At 44.1% G+C, this 24099-nt stretch carries 19 protein-coding genes; 15 read left to right on the top strand and 4 right to left on the bottom strand.

Going from position 1 to position 24099, the window contains the following annotated elements:
- Nucleotides 1-61 precede the first annotated feature (61 nt).
- From MKY44_RS21245 to MKY44_RS21210, 8 genes are all read left to right on the top strand, one after another.
- Nucleotides 62-1042, top strand: coding sequence for an ABC transporter ATP-binding protein (locus MKY44_RS21245; protein WP_017686951.1), 981 nt, complete (start codon nucleotides 62-64; stop codon nucleotides 1040-1042).
- The gene (locus MKY44_RS21240; RefSeq protein WP_047843969.1) at nucleotides 1039-1911 is read left to right on the top strand and encodes an ABC transporter permease; all 873 of its coding nucleotides are present in this window, start codon (nucleotides 1039-1041) and stop codon (nucleotides 1909-1911) included. The genes MKY44_RS21245 and MKY44_RS21240 overlap by 4 nt, the downstream gene beginning before the upstream one ends.
- A 37-nt stretch (nucleotides 1912-1948) precedes the next feature.
- The gene (locus MKY44_RS21235) at nucleotides 1949-5632 is read left to right on the top strand and encodes an amino acid adenylation domain-containing protein (RefSeq protein WP_341008481.1); all 3684 of its coding nucleotides are present in this window, start codon (nucleotides 1949-1951) and stop codon (nucleotides 5630-5632) included.
- Nucleotides 5625-6650 (top strand): hypothetical protein, encoded by a 1026-nt coding sequence (locus MKY44_RS21230; protein WP_341008480.1) that lies wholly within the window; start codon nucleotides 5625-5627, stop codon nucleotides 6648-6650. Before MKY44_RS21235 ends, MKY44_RS21230 begins: the two co-directional genes overlap by 8 nt.
- Before the next feature lie 153 nt (nucleotides 6651-6803).
- Nucleotides 6804-8000, top strand: coding sequence for an MFS transporter (locus MKY44_RS21225; protein ID WP_341008479.1), 1197 nt, complete (start codon nucleotides 6804-6806; stop codon nucleotides 7998-8000).
- Nucleotides 7982-9304: an LLM class flavin-dependent oxidoreductase gene (locus MKY44_RS21220; RefSeq protein ID WP_341008477.1), complete on the top strand. Its 1323-nt coding sequence runs from the start codon at nucleotides 7982-7984 to the stop codon at nucleotides 9302-9304. The genes MKY44_RS21225 and MKY44_RS21220 overlap by 19 nt, the downstream gene beginning before the upstream one ends.
- Nucleotides 9305-9450: 146 nt before the next feature.
- On the top strand, nucleotides 9451-10278 hold the full coding sequence (locus MKY44_RS21215; RefSeq protein ID WP_341008476.1) for a sugar phosphate isomerase/epimerase family protein: 828 nt from the start codon (nucleotides 9451-9453) through the stop codon (nucleotides 10276-10278).
- 366 nt (nucleotides 10279-10644) lie between these two features.
- Nucleotides 10645-12783, top strand: a complete 2139-nt coding sequence (locus MKY44_RS21210) for an RCC1 domain-containing protein (protein WP_341008475.1) — start codon at nucleotides 10645-10647, stop codon at nucleotides 12781-12783.
- A gap of 112 nt (nucleotides 12784-12895) precedes the next feature.
- Here the strand turns inward: MKY44_RS21210 and MKY44_RS21205 are convergent, their stop codons facing one another.
- Together MKY44_RS21205 and MKY44_RS21200 are read right to left on the bottom strand one after the other, a co-directional pair.
- The gene (locus MKY44_RS21205) at nucleotides 12896-13240 is read right to left on the bottom strand and encodes a hypothetical protein (protein ID WP_341008474.1); all 345 of its coding nucleotides are present in this window, start codon (nucleotides 13238-13240) and stop codon (nucleotides 12896-12898) included.
- 13 nt (nucleotides 13241-13253) lie between these two features.
- Nucleotides 13254-14213, bottom strand: a complete 960-nt coding sequence (locus tag MKY44_RS21200; protein WP_341008472.1) for a hypothetical protein — start codon at nucleotides 14211-14213, stop codon at nucleotides 13254-13256.
- 607 nt (nucleotides 14214-14820) lie between these two features.
- On the opposite strand from MKY44_RS21200, the gene MKY44_RS21195 reads away from it, so the two are divergent.
- From MKY44_RS21195 to MKY44_RS21180, 4 genes are all read left to right on the top strand, one after another.
- Entirely contained in the window at nucleotides 14821-18360 is a 3540-nt protein-coding gene (locus MKY44_RS21195; protein ID WP_341008470.1) for an S-layer homology domain-containing protein, read from the top strand.
- Nucleotides 18361-18570: 210 nt separating this feature from the next.
- Complete coding sequence (locus MKY44_RS21190) at nucleotides 18571-19518, top strand: helix-turn-helix transcriptional regulator (protein WP_341008468.1); 948 nt, start codon at nucleotides 18571-18573, stop codon at nucleotides 19516-19518.
- 67 nt (nucleotides 19519-19585) lie between these two features.
- The gene (locus MKY44_RS21185) at nucleotides 19586-20122 is read left to right on the top strand and encodes a DinB family protein (protein ID WP_341008466.1); all 537 of its coding nucleotides are present in this window, start codon (nucleotides 19586-19588) and stop codon (nucleotides 20120-20122) included.
- A gap of 26 nt (nucleotides 20123-20148) precedes the next feature.
- Nucleotides 20149-20625: an EVE domain-containing protein gene (locus tag MKY44_RS21180; protein WP_341008464.1), complete on the top strand. Its 477-nt coding sequence runs from the start codon at nucleotides 20149-20151 to the stop codon at nucleotides 20623-20625.
- 42 nt (nucleotides 20626-20667) lie between these two features.
- Here MKY44_RS21180 and yidD read toward each other — a convergent pair whose 3' ends face one another.
- Both yidD and MKY44_RS21175 read right to left on the bottom strand, forming a co-directional pair.
- On the bottom strand, nucleotides 20668-20895 hold the full coding sequence (gene yidD / locus MKY44_RS31550) for a membrane protein insertion efficiency factor YidD (protein WP_445670695.1): 228 nt from the start codon (nucleotides 20893-20895) through the stop codon (nucleotides 20668-20670).
- 295 nt (nucleotides 20896-21190) lie between these two features.
- Nucleotides 21191-21412 carry a hypothetical protein gene (locus tag MKY44_RS21175; RefSeq protein ID WP_100529170.1) on the bottom strand — a complete coding sequence of 74 codons (222 nt, stop codon included), beginning with the start codon at nucleotides 21410-21412 and terminating at the stop codon, nucleotides 21191-21193.
- A gap of 265 nt (nucleotides 21413-21677) precedes the next feature.
- Here MKY44_RS21175 and MKY44_RS21170 point away from each other — a divergent pair, with 265 nt between their 5' ends.
- From MKY44_RS21170 to MKY44_RS21160, 3 genes are all read left to right on the top strand, one after another.
- Nucleotides 21678-22271 (top strand): YdeI/OmpD-associated family protein, encoded by a 594-nt coding sequence (locus MKY44_RS21170; protein ID WP_341008462.1) that lies wholly within the window; start codon nucleotides 21678-21680, stop codon nucleotides 22269-22271.
- 188 nt (nucleotides 22272-22459) lie between these two features.
- Nucleotides 22460-22801, top strand: a complete 342-nt coding sequence (locus MKY44_RS21165; RefSeq protein WP_341008460.1) for an ATP-binding cassette domain-containing protein — start codon at nucleotides 22460-22462, stop codon at nucleotides 22799-22801.
- 119 nt (nucleotides 22802-22920) lie between these two features.
- The gene (locus MKY44_RS21160) at nucleotides 22921-23925 is read left to right on the top strand and encodes a LacI family DNA-binding transcriptional regulator (RefSeq protein WP_341009915.1); all 1005 of its coding nucleotides are present in this window, start codon (nucleotides 22921-22923) and stop codon (nucleotides 23923-23925) included.
- Nucleotides 23926-24099: the final 174 nt, after the last annotated feature.

Raw genomic sequence — 24099 nt, 5'->3', positions numbered from 1 at the left:
ATAGCGTATTCGCCCTCCCATGTATTCAGCAATACAGGCAATACATAAAGGGGGAGAACAAGTGAGAGTGCTATCCGCTGAGAACGTCACTAAGTCCTATGGTAAACACCTAGCGTTAGATAACATGTCCTTTGAGCTTCGCAAGGGTGAGATCCACACAATTCTGGGGACCAACGGTTCAGGTAAAACAACTTTTATTAAAGTCTTGGCGACTCTGTTGACCAAGGACTCCGGAATTGTCAATATCGGCGGCTACGATTTGGATACCGATGCGAACATCATCAGGAGACTAATCGGATACGTGGGTCAAGATACTGAACGCTCTGCTTATGCGAGATTAACTGTTCGAGAGAACTTGATATTCTTTGGAAGACTTACCGGACTTAGCAAACAAGAGATTTCAAACCAGATCGACAAATTAAGTACGTATCTGGATTTCTCGGAACATCTGAACAAGCAATTTATGCAATTATCGGGAGGCCAAAAGCAAACCGTTGTCATTATGCGAGCCCTGCTGCATGATCCTGAAGTGATATATCTGGATGAACCGACCAAGGGACTGGACCCCGTGATCTCCAGACGTGTACGCGAGTTCATTAAAAGTTATGTGCGGGATGAGGGGAAATCCATTATTCTGACCTCTCACATTCTGACTGAGGTAGAGGACATGACGGACCGGGTGTCCCTGATGCGCAAAGGAACGCTCCTTAAAACAGGTACAATTGCCGAACTAAAATCCAATCTGGGCGCAGTCGAATTCATCGACATTCCCAGAGCAGACTTGCCCCCTTCCATTCAGGAGCGAATCACTGCTCTGCCGGAGGTAACTTCCACTATTATTCGTGAGGAGGAAGACACTGTTTCCTTCGGAATCACGAACCTGTACGACGGGATGGGCGCGGTTATTAGTGAATTAAAAGAAGGCAATATCCATACGACCATTCAGCATAGACAACTAACACTTGAAGATTTGTTTGTTCAGCTCTATGTGAAGTCTGATGAGAATTTAGAGTACACATTGGCAGGAGGCAGAGAACAGTGAGTATCGAATACGCTAAAACCGGGACAGGTCAGGAAACGCTAAAGCTACAAGCCATAGGTAAACCTACCGGATTTTTCACCGTCGTGTGGGCAACAACCGTGAAGGAATTGCAGATTGCTGTAAGGTATCTGCCAAACTTCTTCGGTAACTTCCTACAGTTGGGTCTACGAGTACTCTTTTTCCTGCTGATGTCCACGTTTGTTGTATACGAGGGAGAGAATGTACTTCAAGGAGATAACCTGTTTATCTTTTACCTGGGTGCAATACTTGTATGGCTGTTCTACGGAGTAGCGTTAAACGCACCGCTCGGTGCCGTGACGAATGATCTCCATAACGGCACTTTGGAGTATCTGTACTGCAATCCAATCTCTCGTTACGCGTATTATGTAGGGACGGTTGTAGCCAGTGCATTAATGAATGTCATTGTGTTCATACCGATGTATATCCTGCTTGTTCTGTACGCAGGTCTCAACTTTGCTGAATCCATGATGATTCTAGTCACCTGTCTTGTGGTCATCGTTGCATTAATGGCGCTTGGCGTCATGATTGCACTACTGGGGATTCTGTACCGCCAGGTGTCATCCATTGTGGGTATTTTGTTTATCATGTTTGAATTTGTAGCAGGTGCTTATTTCCCAGTGGACCAGTTTCCGGCAGTCGTTCGTTGGATCGCATATCTCCTGCCTTATACCTGGGGGTATGATATGGTGCGTTATTACAGTTTCAAAACAGATTGGGTACCCCTTGCACCGATCTGGATGGAATGGTGCATCCTCATCTTTTTTGCCATTTCGTATACAATCATCTCAATCGTTATGCTGCGCAAGGTAGAAAAGATGGCAAAGAAAAAAGGTCTCAACCTAATCTGATTATTTTTGATCCCAAAGAGAATGGGAGGCGTGCTAATTGTCAGCAGAGCCAGGTGCATTCATGCAAAATTTGCTATTATCGAGCCGAAAGTTCGAAGAGGAGAAGCAATATTGGCTAAACCATCTCTCGGGGGACCTTCAATTTAGCATGTTCCCTAGTGAAAAAACGAGGGGAACATGGGGTGAGCAAGTGTTTGAGGAGATGCAACTTGCATTTCCTCAACCTGTTTCAGAACAAATCTTTCGTATCTCCGGGAATACCGAAGCTGGGGCATTTATTCTTCTTCTCGCAGGTGTCACATACGTGTTACACCGTTATCTGGACAATGACGATATAACAGTAGGTATTCCCGCTTCGTCTGGTGCAGCAAATTCAAGTCAACTACGTGCTATTCGCATCAATTTTGGTGAAGAGTGTTCTTTTAAGGAACTCGTTCTTCAGCTCAGGACCCTTGTGGGTGCAGCCAGAAAGTTTAACCATCTTTCGCTGGAGAAAATTCTTGAATTGCTTGGTCATGAAGGGACAGACTTGCCAAGGGTGGCCACTGTAGTTCGAATGGACAATTTGCAGGAGAATCTACAAGAAACAGGCTCCCTAGCAGATATGGTGTTTTCACTTCAAATGTCTAAAGTAGGGCTGGCGTTACGCATGAATTACAATGCCGGATTATATTCTCGAGAAAGCATTGAACAGATTGTAGACCATGTGATGCGTGTGCTCTCGATGTGTACAGCCCATCCAGATGAGGGATTACATCATATAAAGATGCTCTCGCGCAAGGAAGACCTGGTTATTCAACATCTGAATGATACGGAGATACGTTTTCCTGAAGCTCGTTCAATCATCCAGATGATTCAGTCTTGGTCTGCACAACAGCCGGATATTCCCGCAGTGATCTGCGGAGATAATATCCTTACCTATCAAAGCTTGGATTGCAAATCAGATCAGCTTGCGAAATACCTGTTAGCTCAGGGAGTAAGATCAGGTGCCGTTGTAGGAATTCTGTTAACCCGATCGGAAGACATGCTCTTGGCTATGCTGGGTGTACTTAAGGCGGGGGCTGCTTACATGCCAATGGACCCAGCATATGCAAATAATCGGTTGCAGTTCATGCTGGAGGATAGCCAGGCTGCGATTGTGCTAACGAAGCCCGATCTGATCGGCTCACTCATATACACAGGCCAAATAATCGATATTTCTCGCATGGAAGAATGGGATGAACAACATATCTCTCTGCCGGTTGTTTCGTCGGAGCAGTTGGCTTATTTGATATATACTTCCGGATCTACAGGCAGGCCAAAAGGGGTCATGATTGAACATCTGACACTAAGAAACTTTGTGGAAGGTGTATCCCGCAGCATTCCTTTTGAACCTGGCAAACGAATTCTCGCCCTCACAACATTCTCCTTTGATATCTTTGTACTGGAAACGCTTGGGGCACTCGCTAATGGGTTAACACTGATAATGGCGGTAGAGGAGGATCAGTTAAGTCCAAGCCGTATTGCGCATCTAATTGTTACTCACAACATTGAATTAATACAAATAACTCCTTCTCGTCTGCGAATGCTTCAGATTGGGCTTACAGTCAATTCACCGGTGTGGAGCGTAATTCAAACATTGATGATTGGAGGGGAAGCTCTACCGTATGCCTTGTATGAGGAGGTCGCGGGGATGACCTCTGCCCGAATCTACAATATGTATGGTCCCACAGAAACAACAATATGGTCGAGCATTAAGGAACTTTCGCCTACCACGACAATTTCGATTGGTCATCCAATTGCCAATACCCGTATTTATATTCTGGATAAGCGGCATCGGCATATGCCAATCGGAGCAACGGGAGAGTTATGCATCGCAGGAGATGGAGTAGCCAGAGGTTATTGGAACAGACCTGAGCTTACGGCCGAGAGGTTTGTAAAAGATCCTTTTCATGAAGGCGCTTATATGTATAAAACGGGAGATCTCGCACGTCTCAATGCTAATGGAGATCTGGAGTATCTGGGTCGTTCCGATTTTCAAGTGAAAATACGTGGTTATCGGATCGAACTCGGGGAGATCGAGAACAGGTTGCTCCAGTACCCGGCTATCACGGCTGCTGCGGTCACAGTTCAGTCCGATCAGGATGGGCAGTCCCTGTTATGTGCCTATTACACAGTAACGGAGAGCCAAAGTATCAATCAGGAGCAATTGCGATCTTTTTTGCTGACAGAGTTGCCTGAATATATGCTGCCCTCCAAATACACCATGTTGGATCAAATGCCATATACGGCCAATGGGAAATTGGACCGAAAGGCTCTTCCAAATCCTTTGCTCTTACGGGGAGAAGGGACAGATATTACACTTCCACGCAATGCATTAGAGCAGGTGCTCGCCGAATTGTGGTCGGATCTATTGCAATTGAAAGAGATTGACGTTCATGCCCGCTTCTTCGAAATTGGGGGGCATTCACTGAATGTCATCAAACTTGAGGCCGATATGGAGAGGCAGAGTATTCCTCTGACTGCTGATGAAGTGATGAGGCATGAGACTATTGCATCACTGGCTGAAGTGCTTCGAAACAAGGGGTATGAAGCGGATGAGCATAACTCTGAAAAAGAGATACTTCTTGAAGAGCAGGATATGTCAGAGACAGATGGTGCAATGGAGCAATTTACCGAAGAAGTCGGGGCAACAGCGGAAGCGGATCATCTTATGTTACATCATTCCCATAGGCCAATAGTTATCATCGCAGGAATAGAGCCGTTTAATGATGTTTTCTACAAAAACTGTTTCTATAATTCACTCTTTCCCGTATTGAAATTCTATTCGATTGGTGTACTGCCTGTGATGATCAACGACCGAATGCACTATAGATTCGATGAACATCAGGGCATACTCCGATTAGAGTATCAAGCTGTATTATCAGATGCCCAGCTAATTGAACGTATGGGGCTAACTTATGAAACGAAGACCTACAGCGAGGATGTACGAAAAGATATTATGGAGGCGGTTAATTTGAACCGCCCAGTAATTATCCGAGTGGACTGTTATTACGAGTCCTTGCGCAAAGACATGTATTTACGTACCCACTGGCCTCATTCCTTATTAATCTATGGGTATGATCTCCAGCGGCAAGTGTTCCATGTAATAGAACATGATCACCGGGACAATCTCACGTATCAACCGATGGAAATGCCTATGAATGATATTGTACAAGCTTATGAAGGATTCGTACGGCTTTTCATGGAGGAAGAAGAAGTACCCACGTTCTACGCATTTTCAGCTTGTGAAACGGTCTCACACAAAAGAAACAACATCATGCTGGGAGAACTGCGTGACATGTTTATTGATCATGTGCGCGTTACACCAGAGGAGATTAATCAGGAAATGAGTCATCTTCTGTCCTTCATACAGAAGACGTATCAGTTCAATGAAGAAGATTCACCTGATATGGTCTATGCTGAACTTGTTCTACAATCCATTGTAGACATTGTGAATGCCAAAAAGGTCGAAACCTATCGTATGCAACGGTTATACGAACAACATACCGATCTTGTTTCTGCTGCTCAGGCAATACAGGATCATTGGAGTGAGTTACGTAACGTGCTGGCGAAGGCGGTATATCGGGAGAATATGACACATAATCAGTGGAGAAAATTCACAAGCAAGCTGGAAGCCATTCATGAACTGGAGAAGCATAACTTAATAAATTGCTCAGGATTGGAGATCAGTCATGATTAAAAAATTGCAAATGAACGAGCCGTTAATGACTACCTACCCACATCATGCGAGTCTCTTTTCGATGCTAGATTTGGACAAGCGTTCACGTAGCTGGATTTATCATAATTTTCTATTGGTCATCCTGAGTCACAATGATGAAGGGGGCTATGGATTGGACGTCTGTTCACAATATTATCCTTGGCACAAATTCAAAATGTCGACATGCCCTATGTTGATTACAAGGGTGTACGATAGAGATATGATTTTAAAACAGTGGGAACTGCAAGATTTTATAGTGGAACTAATTCAAAAGAATAATTATATTTATTTCCTGAGAAATATTCCTGGCGGGGGTAAACATGAGGTATTCATCTCTGGATTTGATTCGGATCGTAAAGAGTTTCTGTGCCATGATTTTTGGGATGGATTCTACGGTGAGAAATGGCTTCCCTATGATGAGATCACTGTTATTCAAGATTCGAATTTTGATGCTGAATGGTCTACGGATTACCTAAACGGAATATGGGCTATTGAAAAGACAGATGAGTATAAGGAACCCAGTGAATATTATTATGAAACGGTTCTACAGTTTTCCAAAGAGGATCTAATGAATATTTTGAAAGAATACGTAGGAGAGACTAATCAAGTTCGCAGTATTCTGAGAAAGGATCACCGTTATCTTGGAAGTGAAATATACGATAAGATGATTGATATGCTGGGTATGCAGAAGGAAGGGAGGCAAAATCAGCCGTTTGCTATACATCCTTTTCACCTGCTCTACGAACATAAACAACTGCTTGCTCAAGCCATACTTGACTTTCTCCCCGATCCTTCGATAAAAATAAGGTTAGAAGAGCTGGTTAGCGAAGCTTTAAAACTCCGTAATCTGGTCATGTATATGAATCAATTCATCATGGAGCAGGGTGTATACAAAAAGTATGATGTAATGCTTGATAAAATCATTGAATTGAAAAATATGGAATTGGCTATTATGAAACATGTATTCGAACACGAGTATCAATCACAGTTAGGACAATAACTAATACGATGTATCGCCGATAAGATAGACCCATTCATTTAATTCTTGAATGGGTCTATTGAACTTTTCTATTATACTTTCCGATAACGTTACCCTAATATGGATAATAACCTACTTTTTATATAGGAATTATGTAGTATGGAGAATGCCAAGATGCCACAATGGAAGAGAAATCTGTATATTCTGTGGTTCGGCCTGTTTTTCAATCATATGGCGTACTCGTTGTCCGTTCCGTTCTTTCCTATATTCCTGCAAAATGATCTCGGTATCCAGAGCGGCCTGGAAGCTTGGTCCGGTATTTCGATCTCAATCAGCTTTCTGATCAGTGGATTATGCGCACCCTTCTGGGGATCACTGGCTGATAAATATGGCAGCAAACTGATGCTGGTCCGTTCTGGTGTAGGGCTAGGCATTGCACATCTGGCTAACTTCTTTGTGTACGATCCATATACGTTTATCGCGGTGAGAGTCTTGCAGGGACTCATGGCTGGTTTTCATCCCGCCTCGATTACACTGATCGGTACCAATACTCCGGAGAAACAGGTGGGTTATGCACTTGGCGTAATCTCCACGGCCAGCGCTGCGGGTGGGATTCTTGGTCCTCTTGCCGGTGGTGTATTGAGTCATTGGATCGGACTGCGGGGATGTTTCATTGCATCCGCTGTCATTACATTACTCGCGGCACTGATGGTCCTCGGTGTTAAGGAGTCACGACAAGCTCGTACGATAGTTCCAACAAGGATCATAGGGGATTTGAAAAGAGCGGCTTCCACGCCGGGTTTGATGCGAATCTACGGTTTGATTCTCCTAGTCTCGACCTCCGTGCTCATCATCGAACCGGTGCTGACGCTCTATGTCGTCCAGATTGGCGGAGATGTTGGCAGTGCAACACTTAGTGCAGGTATTGTCTTCTCGGCGATTGGTGTGGCAACCGTCATTATGGGGCCGCGCTGGGGCAAGATTGGTGGAAGGATCGGGTACGAGAAAACCCTGTTTATCGGTCTGATTGGCGGCGGAATTGGCAGTCTGCTGCAAATGACAGCAAATAATCTGATTTATTTTGGCAGCTTGCGATTTGTTTATGGTTTGTTCTTTGCCGCGGTTTATCCGGCGCTTAATGCGCTGATCATCAAATATGCTGATCACGATTTTCGTGGGAGGGCTGTCAGTCTGAGTCAGACGGCGAGTCAGTTCGGTATTGTGCTTGGACCGTTAATCGGTGGTTTGCTCGGTGGATGGATCGGCATTCCGTTTATTTTTCTCTTCACAGGAATTGTATTGCTTGGAGCAGCTTGGGCAGTGTCATCATCACAACATAGGGAGGAATATATATGTCGCAACGACAATTGAAGTTGGGAGCTAATCTGAACGGAGTGGGTAACAGCATTTCCTTTTGGCGTCACCCGGATATTCCCATTAACGCGAGCGTTAGTCTGGAGTTCTACAAGAAGCAGGTGCGTATCGCGGAAAAAGGCAAGTTTGATCTGCTCTTTATTGCAGATGGCCTCTTCATCAACGAGAAGTCCAATCCTCATTTTCTCAATCGCTTCGAACCTCTGACGCTTCTATCCGCACTCGCCGGGGCAACTTCCCACATCGGGCTGGTTGCTACATTGTCTACTTCCTATAGTGAACCCTTCACGGTTGCGCGGCAATTTGCCTCATTGGATCAATTAAGCGGTGGGAGAGCCGGATGGAATGTGGTTACTTCACCTCTGGAAGGTTCGGCACTGAACTTTGGCAAAGGCGAACATCCGAACCATGCGCTGCGCTACGAAATTGCGGAAGAACATCTGAATGTGGTCAAAGGCCTTTGGGATTCCTGGGAGGACGATGCCTTTGTTGGAGACAAGGAGCAGGGCGTATTCTTCGATCCTGCCAAGCTGCATACGCTGAATCACAAGGGAGCGCACTTCTCGGTACAGGGTCCGCTTAATGTGGGGCGTTCGAAGCAAGGGCATCCGGTGATTTTCCAGGCGGGCTCATCCGAATCTGGTAAAGATCTGGCTGCCCGATCGGCAGATGCCGTGTACACAGGACATGAGACGTTGGAGGAAGCAAGGGAGTTCTACCGGGATGTGAAAGCAAGAGCAGTGGTATATGGACGTCAGGCAGCGGATATCCTGATCTTCCCGGGCATCGGCCCGATTGTGGGTAGAACAGTGGAAGAGGCGGAGCAGAAATATCAGGAAATTGCCGAACTGGTGAGTATTGATCAGGCTTTGAATTATCTGGGCCGGTACTTCGATCATTATGACTTCTCCCAGCACGCGCTGGACGAACCTTTCCCCAAGATTGGGGAGATTGGCAGCAACAGCTTCCGCAGTACAACAGACAAGATCAAGCAGCAGGCACGAGAACAAGGGCTAACCCTGCGCCAAGTGGCATTGCTGGCATCCACTCCACGTACATCGTTCATTGGTACACCGGATCAGATCGCAGATCGGATTCAGGAATGGTTTGAAGGCGAAGCGGCAGACGGATTCAATGTTCGTACCGTGGTACCCAATGGCTTGGAAGATTTCGTGGATCTAGTTGTCCCGGTTCTGCAAGAACGAGGGCTGTTCCGTACGGAGTATGAACATGAGACGCTACGGGAGAATCTGGGTCTTAAGATCCCGCGTAACCGGTATACGTTAGAGAGTGTAAGATAGATAAGATAGAGCGGTAATGACGTTAATATAACGTTGTTGCGGCTCTTTTTTGATGGTTTCTTTTTCGGAGAGTACTGCTATTATAAAATGATAAAGAAAATGATACACAATCTGTAATTCCAGACGAGTCACAGGAGGAGATTGGGATGATTAGAGGGTTAACGAATGCGGGACTGGGCAACATCGAGTCTGATGAACAATATATCACAGATGCGGCCAAGCACGGATTCGGATCTGTAGATTTGAATCCGCTCTCATTGATTGAGACGTATGGCAAAGAACGGGCGCAACATCTGCTGGAAAGCAATCAGGTGATCATCGGTTCATCGGGCCTGACAGTAGAGTGGCGGACGACAGATGAACAATTCCGTGAGGGATTGCAATCGTTGGTCGCTATGGCAGAAGCTTCTGCTTCGCTGGACTGTTACAGCTGCTGCACGTATATTTTACCCTCAACGGATCAACCGGCAGCGCAATTTATGGCCGCGGCTACGAAACGATTGAGACTCTGCGCAGATATCTTGGACGCTTACGGGATTAAGTTGGGTCTGGAGTTTGTGGGATGCCACCATTTGCGGACGCAATGGAAGAATCCGTTTATCTGGCGTGTGGAAGATACGCTGGACTGGATCGAGACGATTCATGCGCCTAACGTAGGTTTATTGGTGGATTCCTATCACTGGCATACGAATGGTTTACCGATGGAAGATCTGTTGAAGTTGAAGAAAGAACAGGTTGTTCATGTACATATCAATGATGCCTATGATCTGCCTGTGGAAGAATTACTGGATTATGAGCGTTTGTATCCCGGCGAAGGGGTCATTGATCTGGGTGGATTTCTGAGAAATCTGCAGGCGATTGGCTACAATGGCGTGGTGGCTCAGGAAGTACTGGCCCCGGCATCGAATCTTGGTAGGAATGAACTATTTGCCAAGTCGAAGGCTGGGTTTGATCAGGTGTTTGCCACAGTATAATGTGTGAGGAAAACAATTAGGCATACATCAATGCCCCATACATCGTGTATGGGGCATTGATGTATTTAATCATATGAATGTGTTGATATGAAAACAGTGACAACCCTCTAATAATTCCAAGCTTTCCGCTTACATATCATTTCTTTCATTAGAAACGTAATAGATCGCGACATACAAGGCAAATTATATGTGAAATAAAACGGTTAGTGTTAACAACTTCTGTTATCAGTGCACAAGCCATTCATATGTGTGCTGAATGACTTTTTGTTACTTTTGTAGGGGTGACAGAAATTTATGGATAGTAAAAAATACCTAGGACTGCTAGACTTGCATTATTAGTAATTTAGTACATATAAGGAGGATATAATGAAAAAGTTTTTAAAGGTTTGGTTAGTCTTAGTTTTAATTCTTCTCACAACAGCACCATCGTTCACCCGTGCAGCAACCTCTGCTAATGAAGTTCCAAAACTCCAAAAAATAACTTCTTACTCAGGTACACAGGTACTGACGGAAGAAGGGATTTTGATCTCATGGGGTGGTTTTGGTAGTGACGAAGGCAACAAGATGAATTATACACAATCCATATTACAAGGAATTAATCAAATTGTAGACGTTTCTGTAGTGTACGGAGTGGCTATTGTGGTAACCCAGGATGGAACGGTATGGAAAGGAAGGGGAGTAGGGGAATTAACAGAGTATACTGAGGTGTATTCAGGAGATAAAACTTACTTCAGTGAAGATGAGAAGATTGTGCAAGTGGAGGCTACTCAAAATTATATCTATGCATTACGAAAAGATGGGCAGGTTCTGGCCTGGAAAAATTCATATTCTGAACCATCGTTACCCACGCTTATCCCTGGACTAGATCAGGTTAAAGATATCTTCGGGTCGTATTTCATTCGACAAGACGGTACGGTATGGCATGTTATGCCTGGAACTTCTGTAGCAAGACAATACATAACAATAATGGATGTCAAAAAGGTAGATCAGTATGGATCTGTATTCCTTAAAGAAGATGGCACTGTATGGACCAAGAGCGGGGACTCTGCTGTACAAATACAGCAGCTACCCAAAATTGTGGACATCTCGAATTCATCTGATGCGCGGTTTGCTTTGGATGAAGCTGGAAACATGTATGGTTGGGGGGACAATCGTACAGGTACGTTAGGAGATGGTACAGCGAATCAAGTCACGATCCCCAAGATTATTCTCAAAAATGTACGTTTGTTAAGTGAAGCAGATAGTGGACACATGGTTGTTCAAAAAAAGGATCTGAGTGTATGGGCTTGGGGATTTAATCATAGTGGTGGCCTTGGTATGGAACTTGCTAATAAAAAGAAGAATTCACCAATCCCTGTCCAGGTTCCATTCGAGTGGCCAACACTCCATATTTGGGATCAGAGCATTCATTTGAATTTAAATGGTAAAAATCTCTATTTTACGTCGAATAAACCACTTTTAACGGTTAAACAGGAAGTTTTGATCCCGTCTTTAGCTTTTGCCAAACAAGCAAAATGGTCTGCTTCCATATCCAACGGCAAATTAAACATGAACGATTCTACCCATTCGCTATCTGTGACCAAAAGTAGTATGGTTGATGGCAAGGGAAATGTCTTTTCTTCGAATACCTCAGCGCAGTTCCGAAATGGGGAAGTCTATGTCCCGCTGAAGGTGCTTTCTGAAGCATTTAATCTAACATCTAATTACTACTCATTCGATAGATCATATGGGATATATACTGCTGATTTTACACAAAAGGATAATCTGGATGACTACGGTAAACTGATTAGAACGAAAGCTTTACCTGCTAAAGCGTCAAAATATCCATATGTTCTCGCCGGTGTCCCTAATCAGTATTATGAGAAAGAATTTCCTAAGGCGAATTCTTCCAAAGGTTTATCTTTGAATGCAGCACAGCTCTATCGGTCAAAAGCCGTTGGGATTCCTATTGAGTTAACCAGTGATGACTTTGGCCGATACGCCAATCATGTTTCAAAGTACTATGAACTCTTGCTGAATACAGATTACCGTACCATCAATATGAATTGGGCAGAAGCATTAGAAAGCCATGTTGGCGGTTCTACCAGCAAGATGGGTGATAAGACAGCCAGACAGCTTCAGATGGAAGCGTATGTGAAATGGATAAAAAACAAGAAAGTGATTATTCAGGGAGATGTTCGGCCTGAACCAAGTATGGTGACATATCGTAATGGGCTATTGTATATGCGCACCTATATTCAATATGAGATAGTGCAAGCCAATGCACCAAATGATTTGAAGCTTCGTAAGGATCGTGTTGTACAACTCATTACTGCTCCCAAAGACAAGAAGACTATAGGTAGCTATGCGATGTATGTAGATGTTCCATTAACTTCGGATCCTGTATTTAGTAATGGAAGCGCATGGGGGTCTTGGTCGAATGGCTTGAAAGTAGACACGAGGCAAAATGATATTATAAAAACGCCTTGGGAGAGTGTGTTCACGTTAACTATGTCTCCTGATTGATGAAGCATTAATTACTTGCAAGTACCTGCGAACCAAGGACAAGATAGTCTTGGAACTTCGTAGGTACTTGCCATTCCAAAACGAGCCCGGCTCGCGATGTAGCCTAATGAATTTATAGTTTCCAAGGGAGCCGAGGCACCTTATAACGGAAACCCTCATTCTTTTCTTTTCTCACATATATCCAAGGTGGTGGTACAGGGGTGCCTTTTGCTTTATACAAGACCGTTCCTTCATCGCTTACGGAATATGCTTCGATACTACTTTGGATATCATCCCAATGAATCTTACCTTGGTAAGACAGTGTCTGCCCTTGAATGATAACATGAGGTGCACCTGAAATAACTCTCTGCGTTGTGTTGAGAATTCCAACCTTCCCTGAGTACAACATCACGAACTCGCTCACGAAAAGTATGATAATCAAAATGACTATGCTCACAATCCAACGCTTTTTCCTCATTTTGTGACCTCCACTACCTAGGGATCATTCCCTCATAGTTAATGTCTTTTAATGACATAATCTCGTCAGAGATGGTATTGATTTTGACTGAATAGGGCTTAATAGCTTGCAGGAATTCATTAATGGTTTTCTTGCGATCCTCATCAAAGACGGCAGATGTTATATGATTCTCTTTTAATACGTTATCGTTCATTATGACTTGTTTAGAATAACTAACTGAATTACTATAATCGATCAGATGTGTAACCCCCGTGAATTTGCCATTAGTTAATGTACCTTTGGAGAATTCGGATGGTTTAATCCCAATATATTTTTCAGAAGAACCGTGTTCCTTTTTATAATTGATAATCGTGTCAAAAAAGTCCTTGTCCCCGGTTAACTTTTCGTTGAAATAATCATTTTTGAGAGCAATCGTAATTGTATGATCAGTATATCCTAGTGAGACAGTATCTGAAGAGTGGATTGCGTAATATCCCTGAGACATCTTGCCCTGATTGAATGTTCCATCGTTAATGGTGTTGTTGTAACGGTCATGTACAGGGTAAACCTTACCATCAGAAGTAAGATACTGTACTTCTAACCATTGCGTAATTTCTTTTCCTTTACCATGATATGTATCATTAATCCATGATCCGGTGTAGGTTTTTTTAGTGAATTCACCTGTTCCATGGCCCATATTAGATTCATTGTAATCCTCAAAGGGGACACCTCCACCTTCAACTAATGTATATGTATATTTGCCTTTTCCTTGCCGCTTACCACTCACCCAATCTCCAGAGTAAACTTCGGTTTCTCCCCATCTTGCGGTTCCTTTACCATGAGGTTTCCCGTTTAAAATTTCACCATAGTACGTCGCTCCATCTGACAATTTTAAGTTTACTTTCTTCGATGCTGCTTCAGTTGTAGAAGAGCTTGATAATAGTACAATGATAACGATGATTGTTAATCCAAAACTTTGATAGAATCTTTTCAAAATTGTGCAACTCCTTCAATAAATAATGATCTTTGCGTTATTAGCCATCTTCAACATTATCGGTTTATGTATCGTATTTTTCCAGTTTAAATATAAAGTGGAGATAGGTCGGATTTCACAAACAACTCGTCCCCAGTTTACAAAAGTAAAGATGTAAAGGCTAAAACAAAATCCCGCTCAACTCAAAGTACCTGCGGCTTCTGGGCATATCATGCCTATGATTCGTGGGTGCTTTTTTCTATACTCAGCGTATACGTAACCCTGATCTTTTTACAAAACCTACTATGTACTCGGTTTCATCATTTCTCCACACGAGATCTCCTCCTAATGATCCACAGCAGTGGTGGAACTTTCCTGAATCGTGAACAATCTCTGAATTTTGTATCACCTCCTATTTGCTGCGTTTTTCCTAGATTCACTATCTCAAAATAGAGCAGGGCAGAGCATGGCTCTGTTAGAAAAAGATTGAGTAACCTTTAACGGAATATGAAAGAATGCAGGTATATGTAAAATTTTAAATACATGCTTCCAGGCCGTTGACCCTGCCCCCGAAAGCCTCTTATATTTACTTCCGACACAACAACTCAGAACGGGTGGTGGGATGATTTTGTTCAATAATAAAGGCAAGAAAATGCTCGCTATGCTTACACTTATACCTTTGGCTACAGGGATGGTCATGGGAGCTTTCCCTGCTGCGATAACGTATGCAGATGCGGGAGATAACACACCAACCAACAGCTCGGTAACAGGTTCTTGGCAAACCGGAGATTTGCATGTACATACGTTTGAGTCCGATGATGCACAGGTTTCACTGGAGAACGTGCTCGATGCGGGTTTAACCAAATATGGGCTGGATTGGATCGCGCTTACGGATCATTTGCGGTTATCCAAGCGAGATCACAACGGGAACGACATTTCGGGTGGACCAATACCCATGTCCCAAGGGATGAATGAATATCAGGTACCACAGATCAAGGCACTTCAGGATGCGGGCAAATACGCAGGTAAAACGATCTTTTCCGGTTTCGAATGGGACATGCCAACACATGAACACGTTGGGGTGGGGATTCTTACAGATGAGCCGAACTCAACCGAAGCGCTGAACGCTGCCAAGGAATTCGAATACCGTTTCACGAATCGTGCAGCGAATTTGTTTAATGCGGCTGACGTAACAAAATGGGATCAGAACGGAGGGCGTGCCTACACGACCCATCAGGATGCCTTAACCGCCATCAATTGGCTCGCTACGAACTATCCAATGACAAGTTATGCGATGATCAACCATCCTTCACGCGGCAAAAACAAATATACCATCGCGGACTTCCGTGATTTCAACGATCTGGCTCCACAAGTGGTATTTGGTATCGAGGGCATGCTGGGTAACCAGATGGAACCGGATCGTGGAGGGTACAACACAAGTTACAATGTAGCTAATCCGACTTCTGATGATGGATACAAATACCGTACATACGGCGGTGTAGACTATATGGTCGCCAAGGTTGGTGGGCTATGGGATGCATTGCTTGGAGAAGGACGTCACTTCTGGAACTATGGTAATTCGGATTACCACTTCAAGACGATTGGCACGAATTCCAGTGGTTATTTTCCGGGCGAATATGCCAAGACGTATTCCTGGGTTGAGGGTACAGGTATGCAGGCTGTTCTGGATGGACTGCGTTCGGGGAAATCATTTTCCGTATTTGGTGACCTGATCAACGCACTGGATTTCACGGCTTCCGGAGCGGGTGCTCAGGTTGAGATGGGCGGAGACCTTAATGTGACTCAAGGCGATGAAGTTGAGCTGAAGATCCGCTTCAAGAGTCCAACGACGAGCAACAACTATGAAAATCCAATCAACAGCGGCACGTCCGCTGGACAAGTACCCGTGGTGGATCACGTCGATCTCATCGCTGGGGATGTGACAGCCAAGGCCCAGAAGGGTACAGCCGCATATACCAAAGACACCAACGATTCTACTAAAGTACTGGCTACCTTCACATCCAACGATTGGACGACAGATGCCGAAGGCTATAATGTCATCACGTACAAGATCAAAGCCACAGATCAGGACAAGTATTTCCGCCTGCGCGGTACGAATCTGGGCATGAACGTGACCGGTGAGACTGTAAATGGTGAACCACAGCTTGATCCGAAAAATACGACAGCTGATGCAACGACCCGTTTTAATCAAATTAACGATAGCAACTATCGCGATCTGTGGTTCTACTCTAACCCAATCTTCGTGAGTGCCACACCTTACAGTGATGTACAGGCGGTAACCGATACGCTTCAAGCAATCGATCTGGGCGATCTGAACGCGGTCCATTCCGATCTTACCCTTCCTGTTGAAGGGAAGCATGGGGCAACCATTAGCTGGTCCAGCTCCAACCCGGAACTAATGAATAACGAGGGCAAGCTGCTAACGCAACCGGACAATAATGAGCGACTGGAACTGACGGCAACCGTGCAACGTGGCACGGAGTCACAACCCAAAACGTTCACTGTCATTGTGGAAGGCAAGAATAATCAGGCGCTGGTGTTAAAAAGCAACATGACTACCGCTGACAACCAGCCGTATCACACGGATACATGGACGAACCAGTCTGTAACGGTTAGTGTAACCAGCGCAGTATACGCGCCTGCTACTTCCGCGATCATCGAGTTGTCCCGTGATGGAGGGCAGACGTATGAACTTTATACAGAGAATACACCTTTGGAGGTAACGGAGCCGGGAGAGCACAACCTTTTATTCCGAGCAACAGACGATCTGGAACAAACGTATACTTTACCTCTGGTCATTAAAATAGACCGTGAGATTCCCGTCATCACCCTGCAAGGTAGCAGCCAGATGACGCTGAACGTGGGAGATATGTACAACGAGCCTGGAGCACAGGCTTCTGATAATGTCAGCATCCGTGGTTCCGTGCAGGTGGATGGCACGGTGAACACACAAGCAGCAGGGATCTACACCCTTCGGTATAACGTGAAGGATATCGCTGGTAGTGCGGCACAGGAAGTTATCCGTACCGTGACTGTACAAGCCCGCTCAGGCAATGGTGGCGGGGGTTCAGGTGGAGGTACTGGAAGCAACTCTGGTGGGAATTCTGGAGGAAACACACCAAGTGTGCCAACAACGCCTACCGTTCCAACTACACCAACCAATCCGGAAACGGGGTCAGATTCATCCACTGAAGTGAAGGTAGAGGTGGAAGCGAATCAGCCGGTCCAATTGGGTTTGAAAGACATCGTGCAATTCAATGTTCCATCGGGAGCCATTGGTTCCAAGGATACGCTGCAAGTGTCTGTGGTTACCAAGGACAAGTTGCAGAATACAGCTTCCCTGAATGTACTTGGACAAGCTGTACAGATCAGCCGCAGTGGCGGAAGAACGTTGAATGAGCAGGCGGCATTGAGCTTGAATGTGGATTCGGCAGATCTGCCGAAAGGCACTCAACCTGCAATCTACTATTATAATGAAGCTCGTCAGAGCTGGGTATTTATCGGTGGCAAGATGGATGCAGCAGGAAGCATAACGGCCAATGTTAATCATCTGGGTACATTCGTTGTGTCCAGTTACACACCGGTGAATCTGTCTGACCTGAATGGACACTGGGCTTCCGACTACGCAGATCGTTTGTTGGGCATGAACGTGATTCAAGGTTACACAGATGGTACGTTCCAACCATCGAAGAAGATCACACGGGCAGAGTTTGTTACGTTGCTCAGTAAGGCGCTGGCATTGAAGTCCGTGGAGTCGGATCTGACATTTGCAGATCAAGGTAGTCTGCCAGACTGGGCCAAAGGTGATATTGCCGCAGCCGTACAAGCCGGAATTGTGAAAGGCTACGGTGATAACACATTTAAGCCCGATCGTACGATTACTCGTGCCGAGATGGCAGTCATGATGGCGAATGCGCTGAAAGTAAGTTCAGATGCACAAGCCGGAATGTCTGGTAATACATCCGTTAAACCAAGTTTCACTGATGCATCGCAGACGCCATCTTGGGCACAAGAAGCACTGGATGCAGCGGTGCAGGCCAAGATTGTGAGTGGATATACGGACCATACGGTTCGTGCAGGAAGTGAAACGACCCGAGCGGAAGCTGCGACGATGATCTATAACTTGTTGCTGGCCATGTACGTGTAAGAAGTAACAAAGAGAATTAACCGTATTTACAGCAGATATAAAGCAGATAAAAAAACTGATATCCTTTTGGGTATCAGTTTTTTTGGATTAAGACTATCTCATCTTGGATGATATATAAGACGTGCCATTACTTTAATTCACGAAACGAAAGGGCAAGTTACTGTGATAGAATGAGTTAGGGTTGGATGATGAAACGGTGGGGGCTAGAAAATGAACAAAACGGAGCGGCAGCTTGCGATTACGCTTGAATTGCAGCGAAGAAAGATGTTACGAGCAGAAGATTTAGCTGCTCAATTCGAGACAAGTGTACGTACCATATATCGAGATATTCAGGCATTAAGTGAGGCTGGTGTTCCGATTATGGGAGCTCCGGGTCATGGGTATTCCCTCATGGAAGGATATTTTCTGCCCCCGGTAAGCTTCACCGCAGAAGAAGCCGTATCCCTGCTCATGGGAGCTGATTTTATCGAACAGAGATTGGATACAGAATACGCGATGGAGGCTAAGTCGGCTCAACGAAAAATTGAAGCGATCTTACCAGAATCCGTTCGTAATGAATCCACACGTGTTCGGGAAACGATGCGACTGCTTCATACGGTTGAACCTTTAACCCGAGCGCGGGTGAAGACATACCTTAACCAGATACGTAATGCTATTCTGGAGCAACGTAAAATCAGTTTTATGTACCTGAAAAAAATGCCAGGAACGGATGGCAATCGGTATAATATGCGTGAGGTTTCACCCTACGGACTCTCACTGGTTCAGGAGAATTGGATGTTAATTGCACGTTGTGATATGCGACAAGACATCCGTCATTTTCGTTTGTCACGGATGACTGAACTTTCCGTGCTGGAGGATCAATTCCTTTTGCCACCGGATTTTGATCTAAACAGTTATCGACCTCCTGACGACCGTAACGAACAAGTATTAATCAGAGCAAAACCTGAAATTGCTGACAAAGTTATGGAGGCCCTACATTTTTATATGGATGCATTTGAGGAGCTAGAGGAAGGTTTCATTTTTCATTTTCGTGTCCGCTACCCGGAAGAAATATTGCATTATTTACTTGGCTGGGGTGGAGATATCGAGGTCTTGGAGCCGGAGTCTTTGCGCTTCCGAATGCAGGAAGTAGCCAAAAACATCTTAAAACACTACTGACATACACCTGTCAGTAGTGTTTTTTTATACTTTGGTATATCACAGATCAAGAGGAGTGGGTTGAAGGATGAGAAGTACAACGGAAGTATTGAAATCATTTGAAACGGCAGTAGAACGATATTTGGCAGAACTGAACAAATTGGATATGGGTAGCTTACTTAAAAAACAAAGTGAAGAGGAATGGTCCATTGGACAGATGTATGTACATTTGATTCAATCAGCGCTTTTCTTGCATCTGCATAATATTGAGCAGTGTTTGAGTAGTGAGGATTCGACTTTAAACTTGGGGGAGGAAAAAACAGAACTGGGTAGGCAAGTGTTTGAATTAGGACAATTCCCTCCCGTTCCCGTTAAAGTACCTGCTTCCCCGCAGTACACTCCGCAACCACCGGAGAGCATGGAGTCCTTGATTGATGGGCTTCACATGGTCGTGGAACGGATGAGAAGCACGGCATCTGTTCTACATCAAGCGTCCGTAAACAACAAAATACGCCATCCAAGGCTTGGCGCTCTAAATGCTCAGGAGTGGTTTTTGTTGATAGAGATGCACTACAGACATCATTTTTTACAATTAGATCGATTGAAATCGAATCTGGAAATGTAAACGAGAGAAGGGAATGGGATGTATCCATGAAACCAAATCAGGACAGTAGATATTGGATTGGCGTTGTATCTGCTTCTCATGTAAATGTAGCCGTAGAGGGAGGGTTTGCGCAGTTGTGCCATGGCAAGTCAGCGCTGTTGCGACAAATGTCCGCGGGTGATTGGCTGATATACTATTCTCCACGCACAGACATATCAACTGGCAAGCCACTTCAGGCTTTTACCGCTATTGGTCAAATTACCGATGACAGGATATACCAATATCAGATGTCTGAATCCTTTATACCCTTTCGCCGAGATCTCCGTTATCTTCCGTGTCGAGAAGTAAAGATCGCAACGTTGTTAGACCAACTTAGTTTTACACGCGGGAATCGCAATTGGGGTTTTCCATTTCGTAAAGGTCACTTTGAAATTGGGGCTGAAGACTTCAGGATGATAGCTTCCTCCATGTTGGAAGATGAGACACAGTCACTACTGAATATTAACTTAAGCCAGAAATGTTAACCAAACAAAAAGGCCCATAGATTGTCTATGGACCTTTTTGTTTTATGGATAATCATATCCTCCACCGTTGATATTACATTTACGAAGACGCTGGATGCCCAAGGAAAGACCTTTAACCGCCCCGTATTTCTCAATAGCTTGAATCATATACACAGAACAGCTTGGTTCAAAACGACATTTGTTCCTCACCTCAATGGGGGCAAAACGTTGATAAATTCTAATACTCCATATCAGGATCACTCTAACACGTCGTAGAACGATGAATAACATACTTGCTATGAAAACAATCTGGGCACTTAGCAAAGCATATACTGGGGTGAATAGATTCAAGAGATAGAAACAGATCATAGAGATGATTAGACCTGTCAATAATGCAAGTGTAACGTTAAGCAAAGACTTCAACCAATCAATTTCTGGAATAACATGAGTTCTTATATAGAAACTGCTTCGAGGGTCGTTTTCTTCATGATGTGTATGTAAGAGTCTAATAAGTTCTTCTTCGGATGGCATGTTATTAAATATCAGTTCCTCAGATTCTGAGTTTCTCATGATTGTTATACGATTATTAAATCTCTCTGTAGAAAATAAGCATATAATGATGCGTTGTAACAGGTTGCTGGAGACAACCGGGCTTCTCGGTGACAGCTAGCGACTCCATCGATTGATAGATCCATCCGGATTGTGCTTTGTGATTGATGATATCCGCAAATAAATTAACAGCAGCCTGAGTATCACCTCGGTTTACTTGAACATTTTTCGGACCTGGAACAACTGTGTACTCTCTCAATTAAATCATCCTTTCGTATGTTGGATTATGGCAATAGACATTCCATTATTTTACTATGGGTATGGTAAACTGTCGATTGAAACTTATTAGATGAGATTGGATTAAAATAAATTATAGGCCATCTAACAGGATGGTCTTTGTTGTTATTAAGGTTTAAATTCAAGTGGAAAAGTCAATAAAAGCTCTGTAAGCAACGCTGTACAATCCACTGAAAACCAGTACAATTGAACCTATAAGAACATGAGATAAAGAGAGGTATTTCTCCATGACCGATACAAGTGGGAATCGCAAAGTTGACGGCTATCTAAAGAAACTCAAAACGTGGAAGGAAGAGTCCACAAAGTTGAGAGAGATTATTCGGGATTTTGAACTGACAGAGGATATGAAGTGGATGCATCCTTGTTACATGCTGGATGGGAAAAACATCGTTTTGATTCATGGATTCAAAGAATACGTGGCCATTCTGTTCTTCAAAGGTGCTCTGCTGAAGGATACACACGGCATTTTGGTCCAGCAAACAGAGAATGTACAGGCAGAACGCCAGCTTCGCTTCACCAGTCTGGAGCAGATTGAGGAGCAGGAGGCTATGATCAAAGCCTATATCCAGCAAGCGATTGAAGTGGAACAGGCTGGATTACAAGTGGAAATGAAAAAAACTGCCGAATATAGTGTTCCCGAGGAACTTCAGCAGCAGTTCAATGAGAATCCTACTTTCCAGGCCGCATTTGAAGCACTGACACCCGGACGGCAGCGGGCATATCTCTATTATTTCTCACAACCAAAGCAATCCAAAACAAAAGTGTCACGAATCGAGAAATACATGCAGCCGATCCTGGAGGGTAAAGGGTTGAATGATTGATAAGTAATTAAACACTCCTAAATTCGTTAGAATTATACAAATTCCAAGAGGCTTCTCCCTGTCATCCGTATGACGTCTGGGAATAGCCTTTTTTTATATCCAACCGAAAGCACCAATCTTCAACTAATACCTGGCTTTTTTGTTCTTCTTGCACCTTTTTCAGCTCTTTGCTGTTTGCGCTGGCACTTATGAAAACCATTGACGCGAATCCGGGCTACATTATGCTGGATGAATTCGACAGTGCCTTGGACGAGAGCAGGAAAGCCAAAGTATTTGAACTGTACCGTGACGAATTGGCACGCAAAATGATTATTCTATCCCCCAAATCCCACGAGTCCGATTACTTGAACTATTTCAGCGAAGCCTTCGCAGTTTACCACGATGCAAGAATAACGCGCAGTGCATTGATACGGATCAAGAAAATGAGCGTGCCAATCCCAGTCTTGACTCACCATACAGAGTTAAGTATCTCATCTACTTCCTTGATCTGTGTGCCGATATCCAATGTACCTCAGGGCTTCAATGATTGATTGGTGTGAATGCGATTTCATTGTCCCATTTACAAGAGTCGTTGACAAATGAAAGGGTTGTAATTATACTTCAGTTAAACGTTTACGTAAGACGTATATTTAAGAAATGGGGTGAGACTATTACTCCAACGATTAAGGATGTAGCCAAAGCGGCAAACGTATCCGTAGCCACAGTTTCGAGAGTGCTCCATAATTTAAATGGCTATTCTCATAAAACAAAGGTTAAAGTCCTTGAAGCTGTTGAAGAGCTTGGATACCACCCTAACGCTATTGCTCGGGGACTCATCAATAAAAGGACACAAACCATTGGCGTTTTGTTTCCCAATGTGTCCAGTGGGTTCACGTCCGAGATTCTTTATGGTATTGAGGAAGCTGCCAATGAAAAGGATTACAGTGTAATCGTATGTAATACAGCAGCAGATGGAAAAAGGACCATGAAATATTTACAGGTTCTTCGGGAAAAACAGGTGGATGGTGTTGTATTCACAAGTGAGCTATTGAAAGATGAATACTATCATCAGTTGAAAAATATGAAGATGCCTGTTGTATTGGTTAACACACATTCTTCCAAATACTCAATCCCGTATGTGAAGGTCGATGATCGGCAAGCTTCTTATCAAGCAACTGCCTACTTAATTGAAAAAGGACACACTGACATTGCGATGATCGGTGGAACTCCTTGGGACACTGTAGCAGGTATTCCTCGCGTTGAGGGTTACCGACAAGCTCTTGCAGATCACGGGATTCCTTTTGAAGAAACTAAAATAGCTTACGGAAATTTCCATATGGAAAGTGGAAGATCAGCTATGGCGAAGCTATTGGAGGAAGCACCACCTTTCACAGCCCTTTTCGCAGCTAGTGATGAAATGGCGATTGGAGCTATGGGAATGGCTTTTGAAAAAGGGATAAAGGTTCCAGAAGAGCTTTCGATCATCGGTTACGACGACTTAAATTTAGCAAAAATCATTTACCCGCCTTTGACAACGATTCATCAACCATTGGCTGAAATGGGACGTATTGCTGTTGAAAAATTAATAACATTAATTGAAGAGCAGGGAGAGGTTCCTAGCAGTATCGTCAGCCATTCCATTGTGGAAAGACAAACCGTAAAATCTAAGACATAACTTTAACTCTGTAATAAGGCAAATGGTTACGCTCCGGTATGTAGATAATCGCTCTATAATATCGGAGGTAATTCTGCTATGGAGGTGAGAATCTTTTTTTTGCAATATAGAGTAAACGTTTACGTAAAATCCAAGTGTTTTGCATTATTTTAAGTTTAAAATGGATTCATTAGG

The sequence above is a fragment of the Paenibacillus sp. FSL R7-0026 genome, from assembly GCF_038004485.1.
Lineage (GTDB): Bacteria > Bacillota > Bacilli > Paenibacillales > Paenibacillaceae > Paenibacillus > Paenibacillus xylanexedens_A.
Note: the sequence above shows the minus strand (reverse complement) of the source record. Positions and strands in the feature narration are given on the sequence as shown.

Excerpts from the sequence above, each read along its gene's own strand:
- MKY44_RS21230 (WP_341008480.1), top strand. The coding sequence starts at position 5,625 with ATGATTAAAAAATTGCAAATGAACGAGCCGTTAATGACTACCTACCCA.
- MKY44_RS21225 (WP_341008479.1), top strand. The coding sequence starts at position 6,804 with ATGCCACAATGGAAGAGAAATCTGTATATTCTGTGGTTCGGCCTGTTT.
- MKY44_RS21220 (WP_341008477.1), top strand. The coding sequence starts at position 7,982 with ATGTCGCAACGACAATTGAAGTTGGGAGCTAATCTGAACGGAGTGGGT.
- MKY44_RS21215 (WP_341008476.1), top strand. The coding sequence starts at position 9,451 with ATGATTAGAGGGTTAACGAATGCGGGACTGGGCAACATCGAGTCTGAT.
- MKY44_RS21210 (WP_341008475.1), top strand. The coding sequence starts at position 10,645 with ATGAAAAAGTTTTTAAAGGTTTGGTTAGTCTTAGTTTTAATTCTTCTC.
- MKY44_RS21205 (WP_341008474.1), bottom strand. The coding sequence starts at position 13,240 with ATGAGGAAAAAGCGTTGGATTGTGAGCATAGTCATTTTGATTATCATA.
- MKY44_RS21190 (WP_341008468.1), top strand. The coding sequence starts at position 18,571 with ATGAACAAAACGGAGCGGCAGCTTGCGATTACGCTTGAATTGCAGCGA.
- MKY44_RS21185 (WP_341008466.1), top strand. The coding sequence starts at position 19,586 with ATGAGAAGTACAACGGAAGTATTGAAATCATTTGAAACGGCAGTAGAA.
- MKY44_RS21180 (WP_341008464.1), top strand. The coding sequence starts at position 20,149 with ATGAAACCAAATCAGGACAGTAGATATTGGATTGGCGTTGTATCTGCT.
- yidD (WP_445670695.1), bottom strand. The coding sequence starts at position 20,895 with ATGTTATTCATCGTTCTACGACGTGTTAGAGTGATCCTGATATGGAGT.
- MKY44_RS21170 (WP_341008462.1), top strand. The coding sequence starts at position 21,678 with ATGACCGATACAAGTGGGAATCGCAAAGTTGACGGCTATCTAAAGAAA.
- MKY44_RS21165 (WP_341008460.1), top strand. The coding sequence starts at position 22,460 with ATGAAAACCATTGACGCGAATCCGGGCTACATTATGCTGGATGAATTC.